This window comes from Mesorhizobium sp. P2_A8, assembly GCF_056404935.1.
Window position 1 is genome coordinate 51,194 of record NZ_JBFUDB010000002.1, and the last position, 14,290, is coordinate 65,483.

General features: G+C 63.2%; 11 protein-coding genes. 8 read left to right on the forward strand and 3 right to left on the reverse strand.

The genetic code is table 11. The features are described 5' to 3' along the window. Positions 1–213 precede the first annotated feature (213 nt). The 6 genes from AC1D10_RS06840 (at position 214) to AC1D10_RS06865 (ending at position 8,812) form a co-directional block, all read left to right on the forward strand. The gene (locus AC1D10_RS06840) at positions 214–2,271 is read left to right on the forward strand and encodes an oxidoreductase (RefSeq protein WP_477269983.1); all 2,058 of its coding nucleotides are present in this window, start codon (positions 214–216) and stop codon (positions 2,269–2,271) included. Between the two features lie 293 nt (positions 2,272–2,564). Further along, on the forward strand, positions 2,565–3,287 hold the full coding sequence (locus AC1D10_RS06845) for an HAD-IA family hydrolase (protein ID WP_477269985.1): 723 nt from the start codon (positions 2,565–2,567) through the stop codon (positions 3,285–3,287). Between the two features lie 210 nt (positions 3,288–3,497). Next, positions 3,498–5,111 (forward strand): ABC transporter substrate-binding protein, encoded by a 1,614-nt coding sequence (locus AC1D10_RS06850; protein WP_477269987.1) that lies wholly within the window; start codon positions 3,498–3,500, stop codon positions 5,109–5,111. Positions 5,112–5,178: 67 nt separating this feature from the next. Next, on the forward strand, positions 5,179–6,126 hold the full coding sequence (locus AC1D10_RS06855) for an ABC transporter permease (RefSeq protein ID WP_379102270.1): 948 nt from the start codon (positions 5,179–5,181) through the stop codon (positions 6,124–6,126). 38 nt (positions 6,127–6,164) lie between these two features. Beyond that, positions 6,165–6,989, forward strand: a complete 825-nt coding sequence (locus AC1D10_RS06860; protein WP_477270931.1) for an ABC transporter permease — start codon at positions 6,165–6,167, stop codon at positions 6,987–6,989. Further along, positions 6,986–8,812: an ABC transporter ATP-binding protein gene (locus tag AC1D10_RS06865; protein ID WP_477269989.1), complete on the forward strand. Its 1,827-nt coding sequence runs from the start codon at positions 6,986–6,988 to the stop codon at positions 8,810–8,812. Before AC1D10_RS06860 ends, AC1D10_RS06865 begins: the two co-directional genes overlap by 4 nt. A gap of 97 nt (positions 8,813–8,909) precedes the next feature. On the opposite strand, the gene AC1D10_RS06870 is transcribed toward AC1D10_RS06865, so the two are convergent. Then, complete coding sequence (locus AC1D10_RS06870; RefSeq protein WP_477269991.1) at positions 8,910–10,235, reverse strand: NAD(P)/FAD-dependent oxidoreductase; 1,326 nt, start codon at positions 10,233–10,235, stop codon at positions 8,910–8,912. Positions 10,236–10,570: 335 nt separating this feature from the next. Here AC1D10_RS06870 and AC1D10_RS06875 point away from each other — a divergent pair, with 335 nt between their 5' ends. Continuing rightward, positions 10,571–11,047 (forward strand): Lrp/AsnC family transcriptional regulator, encoded by a 477-nt coding sequence (locus tag AC1D10_RS06875; protein WP_111548027.1) that lies wholly within the window; start codon positions 10,571–10,573, stop codon positions 11,045–11,047. Positions 11,048–11,063: 16 nt separating this feature from the next. Here AC1D10_RS06875 and AC1D10_RS06880 read toward each other — a convergent pair whose 3' ends face one another. After that, on the reverse strand, positions 11,064–12,437 hold the full coding sequence (locus AC1D10_RS06880; RefSeq protein ID WP_477269994.1) for an aminotransferase class III-fold pyridoxal phosphate-dependent enzyme: 1,374 nt from the start codon (positions 12,435–12,437) through the stop codon (positions 11,064–11,066). A 14-nt stretch (positions 12,438–12,451) separates the two neighbouring features. Beyond that, positions 12,452–13,291, reverse strand: a complete 840-nt coding sequence (locus tag AC1D10_RS06885; protein WP_477269996.1) for a GNAT family N-acetyltransferase — start codon at positions 13,289–13,291, stop codon at positions 12,452–12,454. Between the two features lie 326 nt (positions 13,292–13,617). Between AC1D10_RS06885 and AC1D10_RS06890 the strand changes: the two genes are divergently transcribed. After that, a complete protein-coding gene (locus tag AC1D10_RS06890; RefSeq protein ID WP_477269998.1) occupies positions 13,618–14,286 on the forward strand; it encodes a haloacid dehalogenase type II in 669 nt (222 codons plus the stop codon). Positions 14,287–14,290 lie beyond the last annotated feature (4 nt).

Sequence of the window (14,290 nt, forward strand, 5' to 3'; positions counted from 1 at the left end):
GCGAACCGCCACGACGCGCAAGAGGTGACCGCAGAACCATGGTCATAACCACAGCGTATGTGGCCATGTGCTTTTTCAAGCTTCTGAACCGCTCGGAAATGTACAAGATGACTGAAGCGGCGGTGTTCGAGCGGCTCGCAGCCCGCGCTCGAACGGCCCGGTACGTGACGTGCCGGCCCGGGCGGGCCAAGCCGTGGTTTCAGGACAACGCGAATGAACCACCTCACGGAAGGCCAGACCCCGGGGACAAGCGCCGACCCGCTTCTCAACCCGTTCCGGATCAAGCAGCTGGAGTTCCGCAACCGCGTGATCAGCACCAGCCACGCCTCGATGCTGGATGAAGGCGGGATGCCGCTGGAGCGATATCAACGCTACCACGAAGAGAAGGCGCGCGGCGGTCTCGCCATGACGATGATCGGCGGCTCGGCCATGACCTCTGCGGACTCGAGCTGGGGCGGCGGGCAGCTCAATCTGTCCAGCGACGAGATCATTCCGCATCTGCAGTCGCTGGCGCGACGCATCCACCAGCATGGTGCGGCCGTGATGTCGCAGGTCTCGCATCTGGGCAGGCGGGCAACGGCCTATGCGGGGAACTGGCTGCCCGCGGTTGCCCCGTCGCGGATCCGCGAGACGCGCAACCGGAACTTTCCAAAGGAAATGGACGAGGCGGATATCCGGCGCATCATCAGGGATTACGCCTCTGCCGCTGTCCGGTGCCGTGAAGGCGGCCTCGATGGGGTCGAGACCGTAACGGGTGGCCATCTGATCGGTCAGTTCCTCTCGCCGAGGACGAACAAGCGCACCGACGCCTATGGCGGTTCTGTCCGGAACAGGGCGCGATTTGGCCTGATGGTTCACGAGGCGATCCGCAAGGCTGTCGGCGACGATATGATTGTCGGCATTCGTTTCGCGATCGATGAAGGCACCGACGAAGGCTCGGACTTCGAGGACTGTCTCCAGCTTGCCCGCCTGTTCGAGACGGAAGGGCACGTTGATTTCTTCAACTGCATCTACGGGCGCATGGATACGGATCTGGTGTTGGCCGAGCACAACATGCCGGGCATGTTCCAGCGCAGTGCCCCGTTCCTGTCGCAAGTCGCAAACTTCCGGAGAGAGACGAGACTTCCCCTGCTTCATGCGGCGGGCATCAGGGACGTGGCGACCGCGCGCCATGCGATCCGGGAGAATATCGTCGACCTGATCGGCATGACGCGGGCGCACATCGCCGACCCGGATATCGTCAACAAGATCCTGCGGGGTGAAGAAGAGCGGATCCGTCCATGCGTTGGCGCCACCTACTGCCTCTACAAAAAGGTGAACTGCATCCACAATCCGGTGAGCGGTCGAGAGACCACGCTGAGTTCCACGATCGATCGCGCCGCCAGCCTCAAAAGGGTCGTTGTCGTGGGTGGTGGGCCAGCCGGCCTGGAGGCAGCCAGAGTATCCGCCGAGCGGGGACATCTTGTCGTCCTGTTCGAGGCGGGCGCGAAACTTGGCGGGCAAATCCTGGTCGCGGCGTCGGCGACCGAGCGAAGGGATCTGCTCGGTATCGTCGACTGGCGGTCAAATGAGCTTGAACGCCTCGGTGTCGATGTTCGCCTGAATACATATGCCGACGCCGATACCGTGGTTGCTGAAGGCCCGGACGTCATTGTGGTGGCAACCGGTGGTGTTCCCGACCTGGAATGGCTGGAAGGGGCCGAACTCTGCGACAGTGCCTGGGACCTGCTGACCGGAACGGTATCCAGCAAGGACGATATCCTCATCTATGACGGGACCGGGCGCCAGGCGGCACCGTCCTGTGCCCTCCAGCTTGCCAGACAGGGCAAGTCGGTCAGTCTCGCGACCCCCGATGACGCCGTGGCGGTGGAGATGCCTTATCCCGAAAAGGCCAGCTTCCGTAAACGCATCTCGGAACTCGGCATTAGGACACTGGTGGACGTCAGGCTGATCAAGGTTGCCCGCCAGGGCAACGGCTTGACGGCAATCTTCCGCAACGAGTTGACGGACACGGAAACGACCTTTGCCGCCTCACAGGTGGTCATCGAAAACGGGACCATTCCGGCGGAAGAAATTTACCAGGATCTGAGGTCCAGGTCTGCAAACGATGGGGTATCGACTGCGTTCCTTGTCAATGGCAATCAGGATGATTTTGTAGAAGAACGTCAGCTGCGTGGAAAGTTCAATCTATATCGTATTGGTGATGCGGTCTCCAGTCGGGATATATATTCCTCTATTTATGACGCTTATCGATTGTGCGCGGAAATTTAAGCTTAAATCGTACTGACGATTGCTCAATCTTACAAAAAAATTGGAGACAAAATGTCAAGACCATCGGGTTTCCACAACGGTCCTGGCTCGATCGACGACGACAAATTGGCTGAGAACATCCTTGCCGTTTCGGCGGTGATCGCTGGACGGCAACGGAGCAAGCCAGCGCCGCGCAATATTGCGACTTCGCGGCCAGTTCAGAATTCTCTGCCGTGAAAGCCCGTCTGTTCAGCCATTCAAACCGTCCGGATGCCATAAGCTCGGAAAAATAGCAGCCCCTCGGAAAAAGGCGCATGCACGTGAAAAAAGACTTCAAAGTGCTGACCTTCGATGTCGTCGGAACCTTGATCGATTTCGAAACGGGTATCGCCCGCTATGTGCGCGGCGTCGCCGAAAAGGCGGGACTGTCCGTCGATGGCGAAACGGTTCTGACCGCTTATCGCAAGGCGCGTGCCATGCCTGGTGCCGGCCTGTTTCCGGACGATCTCGCCCGCTGCTACCTCGAAATCGCTCGGGCGCTCGGCCTGCCGGCCACGGATGAGGCGGCGCAAGGCCTGCGCCAATCCGTGAAGGACTGGCCGGCCTTCGCAGATTCGGTCGAGGCGCTTGCCCGCTTGCACAAGCGGTTCAAGCTGGTCGCCATGACCAACGCTCAGAACTGGGCATTGGCGCATTTTTCGCAAACACTTGGCAATCCGTTCGATCTCACGGTCACAGTAGATGATGTCGGCCTGGAAAAGCCCAACCCGCAATTCTTCGCCTTTGCCCGCGGCCGGATCAGCGCCTGGGGCTTCGGCCTGAAGGACATCCTGCATGTGGCGCAGAGCCAGTATCACGATATCGGCGTGGCCCGCGAGCTTGGCTACACCGTCTGCTGGATCGAGCGGCGCAAGGGACTGAAGGGGTTTGGCGGCACGCTCGAACCCGCCAGGCTGACGGTGCCCGACCACCATTTCTCGACACTTGCCGAACTGGCCGACGCGGTCGATGAGGACCGCCTGGATCGCGTCGCCTGAACACGCCTGCGATACCCGCGTCCGCTCAAACGGCGGCGCCAAGATCATAACAAGACCAAAGAAACCAAAAGGGGAAAAGGAATGGGAATGATGGGAAGACAGCCACACTGAATGTCATCGCCTGAGGTGCCTTCGGGCGCTTGAAATGAACCAGAATGGTCTCCGGTGCGTGCCAAGCCTGGCCGGCCGGCTCAACGAAAGGCTGACACGATGAAACCCGATTTTGACAAGATTTTGCGCCCGGCCGACACCGCCCGGATCGAAAGCGCCATCCGCCACGGCGCCACGCGGCGCGAGCTCCTCGGCATGCTTCTGGCTGGCGGCATGGGAGCCGCACTTGCCGGCACGGTGCTGGGCTCTGCCACCAAGGCCTATGCCGACACGCCGAAGAAAGGCGGCAGCATCCGTGCTGCAGGCTACTCGAGCGGCACGACCGACACGCTCGATCCGGCCAAACAATCCCTGTCCACCGACTATGTGCGCTGCACCAGCTTCTACAACGGGCTTACCAGCCTCGATGACAAGCTGTCGCCGCAAATGGACCTGGCAGAGAGCTTCGACACCAAGGATTCCGTCACCTGGACCGTCAAGCTGCGCAAAGGCGTGACTTTCCACGACGGTTCGACCTTCGGTCCGGACGACGTCGTCTATTCGCTCAGCCGGCACAAGGACCCGGCAGTAGGGTCGAAGGCCAAGTCGCTTGCCGACCAGATCGGCGAGGTCAAGAAGAGCGGAGACAACGAGGTCAGCATCGTCCTGACCGGGCCGAACGCCGATCTTCCCGTCATTCTCGGCACGTTCCACTTCCTGATCGTCAAGGCGGGCACGACCGACTTCACCACCGCCAACGGTACCGGCGCCTTCAAGTGCAAGGAGTTCCAGCCCGGCGTGCATTCCGTCGCCGTGCGCAACGAGAACTATTGGAAGGGCACCGGACCCTATCTCGACCAGGTCGAGTTCTTCGCCATTCCCGACGAGAACGCCCGCGTCAACGCCTTGCTGTCGGGCGACGTCGCGCTGATCGGGTCGATCAATCCGCGCTCGACGCAGTTGATCAAGCAGGCCGGCAGTTTCGACCTCCTGACGACGACGGCGGGCAACTATACCGATCTCAACATGCGGCTCGACACCGCGCCGGGCAGCGATCCGAATTTCGTCGAGGCGATCAAGCTGCTGCTCGACCGCGAGCAGATCAAGACGGCGATCTACCGCGGCTACGCCGAGGTCGCCAACGACCAGCCGGTGCCGCCGACGAACCGCTTCTACAATGCCGATCTGCCGCAGCGTGCCTACGACCCCGATAAGGCCAAGTCGCTGCTTGCCAAGTCGTCGCTGGCAGGCACCAGGATCCCGGTCGTTGCTTCGACGGCCGCCGACCAGTCCATCGACATGGCGGTGCTGCTGCAGCAGTCCGCGGCCCAGATCGGCCTTGATCTCGATATCCAGAAGGTCCCTGCGGATGGCTACTGGTCGAACTACTGGCTGAAGGCGCCCATCTGTTTCGGCAACATCAATCCCCGACCGACCGCCGATATCCTGTTCTCGCTGCTCTACACATCGAACGCGCCCTGGAACGAATCGCATTGGAAGAGCGAGCGTTTCGACAAGATCCTCGTCGAGGCCCGCAAGGAACGCGACGACGCCAAGCGCAAGGAGATGTACGGCGAACTGCAGAAGATGGCGCACGAGGAGAGCGGCGTCGCGATCCCGGTCTTTATCAGCAACATCGACGCTCACAGCTCCAAGCTCAAGGGGCTGAAGCCGATGGCCACCGGTGGTATGATGGGCTTTGCGTTTTCGGAAAACGTCTGGCTCGAAGGCTGACGCCGCCGACCTGGCGCGGGTGGCTCGCCACCCGCGCTTCGCCCGCATTCCGCTGGAGTTGCACGGCATGATAACGCGCATGATCCTGACCCGCCTCGGCGTGGCCCTGCTGACGCTGCTGATCGTTTCGGTGGTCGTCTTCGTGGCGACCAACATGCTGCCAGGCGACGTGGCGCAGATCGTCCTGGGTCAGGCTGCTACGCCTGAAGCGGTCGCTGGCCTGCGCAAAGCCATGCATCTCGATCAGCCTGCCGTGCTTCGCTACATTATCTGGCTGGGCGGGATGATGACGGGGAACCCCGGCACGTCGCTGGTCAACGACATTCCGATCGTCACGCTGATCGGCGGCCGCCTTCACAATACGCTGCTGCTTGCCGGCGTCACCGCAGCCTTCTCCGTTCCGATCGCCCTTGCCCTGGGGATCACCGCGGCGATGTGGCGAAACACGCTCTACGACCGGCTCGTCAGCTTTGCCACGATTGCGGTCGTCTCGGTGCCGGAATTCATGGTCGCAACCATTGCCGTGCTGATCTTTGCCGTGCGCTTGCACTGGTTTCCGGCACTTTCCTTCGCCAACGACGTCCACTCGCTCGGCGAATTGCTGCGTGTCTTCGCAATGCCGGTCATCAGCCTGAGCTTCGTTGTCTCTGCGCAGATGATCCGCATGACCCGCGCCGCCTTGATCGACACGCTCGGCCAGCCATTCGTCGAGATGGCGACACTCAAGGGCGCCGGCCGGGTTCGTGCGGTGCTGACGCACGCGCTGCCCAATGCGATCGGCCCGATCGCCAATGCCGTCGCGCTCAGCCTGTCGTACCTGCTTGGCGGCGTCATCATCGTCGAGACCATCTTCAACTACCCGGGCATCGCCAAGCTGATGGTGGACGGGGTTGCCACCCGCGACATGCCTCTCATTCAAACCTGCGCGATGATCTTCTGCTTCGGCTATCTCGCCCTCGTCACCGTAGCCGACATATGCGCGATCCTCGCCAACCCGCGTCTGCGATACAAATGACCAAGCACACCGATACCATTCCCGAGGCCCGGCGAACGATGCTTGGCGCAGGCGGCCTGACCATCTCCGTGGTCGGCGCGGTCTGCTTCTGCATCATCCTGTTTTGGGTCGTGATTGCACTCGTCGGTCCCTGGCTTGCGCCGTACCCGATCGGCAAGATCGTCAGCATGGACGTGTTCACCTCGTCGAGCCGCGACTACCTCCTCGGCACCGACTACCTTGGTCGCGACATGATGAGCCGCATCATTCTCGGCGCGCGATACACGGTCGGCGTCTCGATCGCGGCCGCCCTCATCGCCTGCACCATCGGCGTCGCGCTCGGCATGATTAGCGCGGTGCTGGGTGGCTGGTTCGATACCATCGTCAGCCGCGGCATAGATGCGCTGATTGCGATCCCGCATTTGATGTTCGGTCTCGTCATCATCGCGGCGATCGGCAGTTCGCTCCCGGTGCTGGTTGGGACGCTCGCCTTTCTCTATTTTCCCGGCTCTTTCCGCATAGCGCGCGCGCTCGCCGTCAACATCAATGAACTCGACTTCGTGCAGGTTGCCAAGGCGCGCGGAGAAGGCTTCTTCTACACCGTGCGCGAAGAGATCCTGCCCAACATGATCGGACCGGTTTTGGCCGATTTCGGCCTGCGCTTCGTCTTCATCGTGCTGTTGCTCAGCGGCCTCAGCTTCCTCGGTCTTGGGGTGCAGCCGCCCAACGCCGACTGGGGCGCGCTGGTGCGCGAGAACGTCTCCGGGCTGGCCTATGGCGCGCCTGCCGTCATCATGCCGTCGCTCGCCATTGCCTCGCTGACGATCAGCGTCAATCTGGCGATCGACAATCTTCCGCGCCGGCTGCGGGATCGTCTGCCATGAGCGAGCTCGTCGAAGTCAAGAACCTGCGCGTCATCGCCCGTAGCGACAGCGGCCGAGAGACGTCGATCGTGCATGATATCAGCTTCACGGTTCCGCGCGGAAAGGTCGTCGCGCTGATCGGTGAGTCCGGTTCCGGCAAAACGACGATTGCGCTTTCCCTGATGGGTTATGCCCGCAGCGGCTGCCGCATCACAGGCGGCACGATCCGGATCGGCGACCGCGAGATCCTGTCCCTGTCGGAAGCAGAAAAGGCAAAGATCCGCGGCCGCAATGTCAGCTACATCGCGCAAAGTGCGGCTGCCGCCTTCAACCCGGCCAGGACGATCATGTCGCAGGTCGTGGAAAGCGCGATGATCCACAGGCTGGCGCCGCGGGCCGAAGCGGAAGCGAAGGCGGTGGAGCTGTTTCGCGCGCTGGCGCTGCCGGATCCCGAAGGGGTCGGATTGCGTTACCCGCATCAGGTTTCCGGCGGCCAGCTCCAGCGCCTGGCGGCGGCGATGGCTCTGATATCGGAACCGGAGCTGGTGATCTTCGACGAACCGACGACGGCACTCGATGTCACCACCCAGATCGAAGTGCTGCGCTCGTTCAAGTCGGTGATCCGCGAGCGTAACACCACCGGCGTCTATGTGTCCCACGACCTGGCGGTGGTGGCGCAGATCGCCGACCACATCATCGTCCTGCGCGATGGCTCCATTCAAGAAAGCGCCCCGACCGGGCAGATTCTGACGGACGCTCAAAGCCCCTACACCCGCAGCCTGCTCGCGGCGGCCAATCCCGCCGTGCACGCCCAGGCCGCTCCGCCCGCCGAGAAGCAACAGGAACTGCCCCTGCTCGAGGTCGAAGGGCTGGTCGCGGGTTATGGCAGATCCGGTCCGAACGGCCTGCCCAATGTGACGGTGCTCAACGATGTCGCGCTCAGCCTACAGCCGGGCACGAATCTCGGTGTCATCGGCGAGTCCGGCTGCGGCAAGAGCACGCTGGCTCGCGTCATCGCCGGACTGCTTCCCGCCGCCGGCGGAACGGTGAAGTTCCGCGGCGAAACCTTGGCCGGATCCGTGGCGCAGCGCTCCAAGGATCAGTTGCGCAATATCCAGATCGTCTTCCAGATGGCCGACACGGCCCTCAACCCAACCCGCTCGGTCGCACAGATCCTCGGACGGCCGCTGACCTTCTATCATGAGGTGAAAGGCGCGGAACGGACCCGGAGGGTGCGCCGGCTCCTCGATCTGGTGCAATTGCCGGCCAACATCGCCGACCGATACCCCGGCGAACTTTCCGGCGGCCAGAAGCAGCGCGTCAACCTCGCCCGCGCCCTGGCGGCGGAGCCGGCGCTGATCCTCTGCGACGAGGTGACATCGGCCCTCGACACGGTCGTGGCCGCCGCCATCCTCGATCTGCTGGCCGAGCTGCGCAAGGAATTGAAACTATCCTATCTGTTCATCAGCCATGACCTGTCGACGGTGCGCGCGATCTGCGACGATGTGATGGTGCTCTATGCCGGGCGCAAGGTGGAAGCCGGCAGCCGATCGGCAATGCGCGCGATGCCGCTTCATCCCTACTCGGACCTGCTGGTGTCCTCGATCCCAGAACTGCGGACAGGCTGGCTGGACGGGCTCGGCAAAAAGGCTGCCGAGGCGGATGGGGGCGTGGCGGCCTTGTTGGCGCAATCCAACTGCTGTCCCTTCGTGCCACGCTGTCCGGTGAGGAAGCTCGGTGTTTGCGACGTGCTGGCGCCGCCCATCCGCCATCTGTCGAAGGGAAGCGAGATCCTTTGCCATCTGGAGGAGCGGGAATTGCTCGCCATGGGCGTTGGCGCCTAGGGCAATTTCAAGAAATGCGAAACGGTCCGTCCGTCCGGAATTGCGTCAAAACGAGGAGATAGAGCGGTTCTGCGTTTCCCTGAAACGATGAACCGCCCTAGAACTCAGCCACCTTGCCCCAGGCGGATGCTTCGAACCGTTCCGGACGATAGGGTATGGGATCCACCAGAGGGGGCGCGCCGGTTACGAGATCGGCGATCAGGTGGCCCGCGCCAGGGCCTATGCCGAAGCCGTGGCCGCTGAAGCCTGCTGCCAGGATGAAGCCAGGAAGCCCCTCGACCTCACCGATGGCAGGAACGCCGTCCGGCGTGCTGTCGATATAGCCGGCCCAACTGGCCGCGACTGGCACATTTTGCAGCGCCGGCAGCAACTGGCAGGCGCGCCGGTAGGTCTCCTGGATCAGCCGCTGGTTCGGGCTCGGGTCGAGAATGCGGTTGCGCTCCATCGGCGTCGGCGCGTCGAGCCGCCAGCGCGCCAGCGTCTCATGTGCGGCCCGCCATGCCTGCAAGGTACCGGGTGCGAGGCTGCGCCAGCGGCGGGCGAACATGGGCATGAATTCACGGGCGAAACGCAGCTGCTGCGGCGTCGGATCGAGGCTGCCGCGGCCGCTGATGGCCAAGGTATGGCCGCCGTCCCCGCGCCGGGTTACGGAGATATCGGCGGTGTGCAGCGCATCCGGCAGCCCCGACGGTCCAGGCGCAAGTGAGAGGATAGAGGAACGGACGGACGCCTGTGGAAAGCGTATGCCGAGCTGGCGGCAGAACGAAGAGGCCCACGCGCCCGCCGACAGCACCACGGTTCCGGTACGGATCGTGCCCGCTTCGGTGACCACGGCGCTGACGCGGCCCGCTTCGGTCTCGATGCCGCGCGCGGCGCACATCTGGTGGACGCTGCCGCCGGCCTTCAGGATGCCGCGCGCCACCACGGGTGCTGCGCGGGACGGGTCGGCTGTTCCGTCGGAGGGCGAAAAGACACCGCCCTTCCAGCGTTGGCCGGTGGCTTTTCCGTGCTCGTTCGCCTCGTTGGGGCTGAGCATACAAGTGGTCACGCCGGCGCCACGTGCGAAGTCGCGCCAGCGGGCCCAGCCTTCGATCTCGGCCTCGTTGTTGCTGAGATAGAGCAGTCCGCAGCGGCGAAAACCCGCCTCCTCGCCGGTTTCGGCGGCGAGCCGATCCCAGAGCGCCAGGCTTGCCGTGGCCATCGGCAGTTCCCGGGCGTCGCGGTTCTGCTGCCGGCACCAACCCCAGTTGCGGCTGGACTGTTCGGCGCCGATCCGGCCCTTTTCCAGCAAGGCCACCCGCATGCCGCGCCGGGCCAGGTAATATGCCGCGAAGGCGCCGACGATGCCGCCGCCGATCACCACCACATCGGCCGTTGCCGGCAAGGCAGGCGTCGTTTCGATATGCAGAAGCGGGGCAGGCATGTGAAATCTCCGGCAGCGGCGACCACTCTACCGCTCCGCGCCGGAGTACGATTGCCACAGATCGGCAGGCAGCAGCATTTCCTTTGGCCAGGGGCTCTGCCGACGGGGGATTCTGCTAGCGCATATCGAGCAATAGCACGCGGCAGCCCGACAAAATGCATAGAATGAAGACCTCAGGACACCGTACGAACTGTTCAAACGTGCGTTTGGGTGCAGGTTTCCTGGAATTGCCGGAAGCGGCGGCAGCCGTTTGTCCTTGCTCCTGCTTGGCTTCGGCATAATATGCTTCGATCAGATCCGCCGGCGCTGTGCCGAGCCTTTGCCTTGGACCCTGCATGAAACTCGACCGGATCGACATCAAGATCCTCTACGAACTGCAGAAGAACGGCCGCATCACCAATGTGGAACTGGCGGAGCTGGTCAATCTCTCGCCCAGCCCCTGCCTGATGCGGGTGAAGAAGCTGCAGGCCGAAGGCTATATCGTCCGCTATTCCGCCCAGATAGACATCGCCAAACTGGGACAGACACTCACCGTCTTCACCGAAGTCACGCTGAGGAACCATCGCCAGATCGACTTCGCGCGGTTCCTCGCCGCCGTTGAAAAGGTGGATTCGGTGGTCGAATGCCACCTCGTTTCCGGCGGCTATGACTATCTCTTGAAATTCGTCACTGCGGGAATCGCCGAATATCAGGCGATCATGGAACGGCTTACCGACATGGATATCGGCATCGACAAATACTTCAGCTTCGTCGTGCTGAAGTCGCCGATCGTCAAGAATTACATGCCGCTCAAGAGCCTGTTCCCGCTATAGCGCGTACCTCTCGGGTTTACGCCATGGCGGCGCGGACGTCCGGGTCTTCCAACGTCTGGTCGAGAGTCATCCGCGTGCGCTCGACGATGGCATCGATCTCGGCCTCCGTGCAGCAGAGCGGAGGGGCAAAGCCCAGCACGCCATTGCCGAAAGCCCGGATGATAAGCCCGTTGTCCCAGGCGCGGTCGAATATCCGGCGCGACGGACTGGCCGCCGGCGGCAGCGGGGTCTTGCGTTGCTTGTCGACGACCAGCTCGATCGCCGCCAGCATGCCGCGGCCGCGTACGTCGCCGACTAGTGGATGATCGGCGAGGCTTTCGAGGCCAGAAATCAGCTGGGCTCCCGCCTTGCGGCCGTTGTCCAGCAGGCCGCCTTCATAGAGCCGCAGAACCTCGAGGCCGACAGCTGCACTGACCGGGTGCGCGGAATAGGTATAGCCGTGGCCGACGGCGGTTTCGCCCGCGCCGTCCGCGATCGTGTCATAGACATGGTCGGACATGAAAACCGCGCCCATCGGCGCATAGCCCGAGGTCAGGCCCTTGGCGGTGGTCATCAGGTCCGGGACGATGTCGTCCTCGGAACAGGCAAACAACGGACCGGTGCGGCCGAAGCCGGTGATGACCTCGTCGGCGACGAACAGGATGTCCAGTTTGCTGCACAGGTCGCGCATCGCCTTCATCCAGCCCGGCGGCGGCACCAGCACGCCGCCCGATCCCTGGATCGGCTCGGCATAGAAGGCGGCCACGCGATCCTGGCCGAGCTCTTCCACCTTGTTGCGCAGTGCGGCGACCGAGGCGGCGATGATCGCCTGCGGATCGTTTCCCGCCGGATTGCGATAGGCATAGTGCGACGGAATTTTGTGCTGCCAGTCCAGCGGCACGCCGAAGCCGGCATGGAAGGCGGGCAGGGCGGTGAGACCGGCACCCACCGTCGACGAGCCATGGTAGCCCTGTTCGATCGATATGAACTGGTTCTTCCCCGGCATGCCCCGGGCATTCTGGTAGTAATGGATGAAACGGATCGTGCTATCGACGGCATCGGAGCCGCCTAGCGTGAAGTAGACGTGATTGAGGTCGCCCGGCGCTCGCTCGGCAAGTTCCGCCGCCAGCCGGATGGCGGGTTCGGAGCCGAGGCCGAAATAGCCGGTAGCGTAAGGCAGTTCGCGCAGCTGCCGGGTCGCCGCTTCGACGATGCTTTCCTGGCCATAGCCGGCGTTGACGCACCACAGGCCGGCAAAACCGTCGATCATCTGATGACCGGTCGCATCGGTGACGGTGGCGCCGGTGGCGGATTTCAGCACACGCACGCCGGCCCTTTCATGGCAGCGATAGGAGGCGACCGGATGCACCAGATGGGCGCGGTCGAGTTCGATCAGGGAATTGCTCAGCATGTCTTCCTCCGGGTTCAGCCAAGGGCCTGACTGGCCAGGGCAAAGGTCTGGACGCGCGGCGCCGGGCGGGCGGCGGTGCTGCCGCCCCTGCGCATGGCGACGCCGCCGCCGACACTGGCCAGGCCCTGGGCGGCAAGCCACGGCGACAGGCCCGAACTCTCTGATGTATCGACGCGCACCAGGGCGCCGGGGCTGGCCTCAAAGAGGAACGAGAGCAGGCTTCGGGCGTCGTCGGTCGTCTCGGCTACCACCGGCCCCGCGACCTTGCCCCGGCCGAAGACGCGCAGCGCCGCAAACCCGACTGGCTTTCCACCCTGGCGCAGAACGGCGAGGCGCGCCTGTTCGAACAGCAACCTGATCAGACCGCCGCGATCCATACCGCAGGCAGAGTGGTCCAGCTCCACGAGCGCGGCGACATCGTCCGCCGTCGCCCACTCGACATCTTTGCCGGCGAGGGCTTCGCCGGGCATGCCCTGATGCTGCACGATCTGGCCCGTCGCCCGGAAGCCGAGCTTTTCGTAAAGCGGCAGGCCTTCCCGTGTCGCCATCAGCCGGCATTCGCGGCCTTCACTCTGCTGCAGGGCGAAATCCATCAGCTTGCGCCCGATCCCCCGGCCGCGCATCGCCGCGTCGACAATCACCATGTTGATGGTGGCGGCCGCATCGCCATAGCGCGTGACCAGCGTGGTTCCCACGACCCGCTCACCTTCCAGCGCGACGATGCCGGTGCTGAGCGCCAGCATCATCGCCCAATCCTCCCGCCTGTGCGGCCAGCCCGCCTGGGACGACAGGGCCACCGCGCTGTCGAGATGCTCAGGGGCAAAAGCCACCAGTGTGATTTCGTCTGTCTGCATGGCCTCATTCCCGATGGTTCGTTGCCCCTGTGATAGACCCGACGGCAAAGAAGATCGTCCCGACGACGTGGAGGGCGCGGTATCTTCCGCCGTCCGTTACGGTGTTCGCCGCATCTTCTGCCGCAGGTCGACGACCGCAACGCTTGTCCGATCCCCAGGGGTGGTGAAGACGGCACAACTTTCCGCCATGGCGGCAACGATACGGAACTTTCTGCTTTCAATGGCTGCAATTGCGGTGATCGAACGGGGATGTCTCTGCCTATGATGACGCACAGGCCCGCACGGCAATCTGGCCCGCACGGCAATACGGAAGGACTTATCGCGACATGTCACAGTTCCGGCCCAAATACATCACCTTCGACTGCTATGGCACGCTCACCCATTTCCAGATGGCCGAGGCCGCTCAGAAGATCTACGGAGCTCAGCTCGACGCGCCGGGAATGGCGCAGTTCATCAAGAATTTCGCCGCCTTCCGGCTCGACGAAATCTTGGGCGACTGGAAGCCCTACAACGAAGTCCTTCACAACGCCGTCGAGCGCACCTGCCGCCGGAATGGCGTCACCTTCCGCGCCGAGGACGCGCGCGCCATCTACGACACGGTGCCCAGCTGGGGCCCGCATCCGGACGTGCCGGCCGGTCTGGCAAAGGTCGCCAAGGAAATCCCGCTGGTCATCCTGTCAAACGCGATGAACGAGCAGATCATGTCGAATGTGGAAAAGCTCGGTGCGCCCTTCCACGCCGTCTACACCGCCCAGCAGGCCAATGCCTACAAGCCACGCTTCCAGGCCTTCGAATACATGTTCGACATGCTGGGCTGCGGTCCGCAGGACGTGCTGCACTGCTCCTCTTCGTTCCGCTACGACCTGATGTCGGCTTATGATCTGGGCATCAAGCACAAGGTCTGGGTCAATCGCGGCCACGAGCCCGCCAACCCCTACTATGAATATACCGAGATCACGGACATTTCGGGCCTGCCCGGCGTTGTCGGGCTCTGACGGG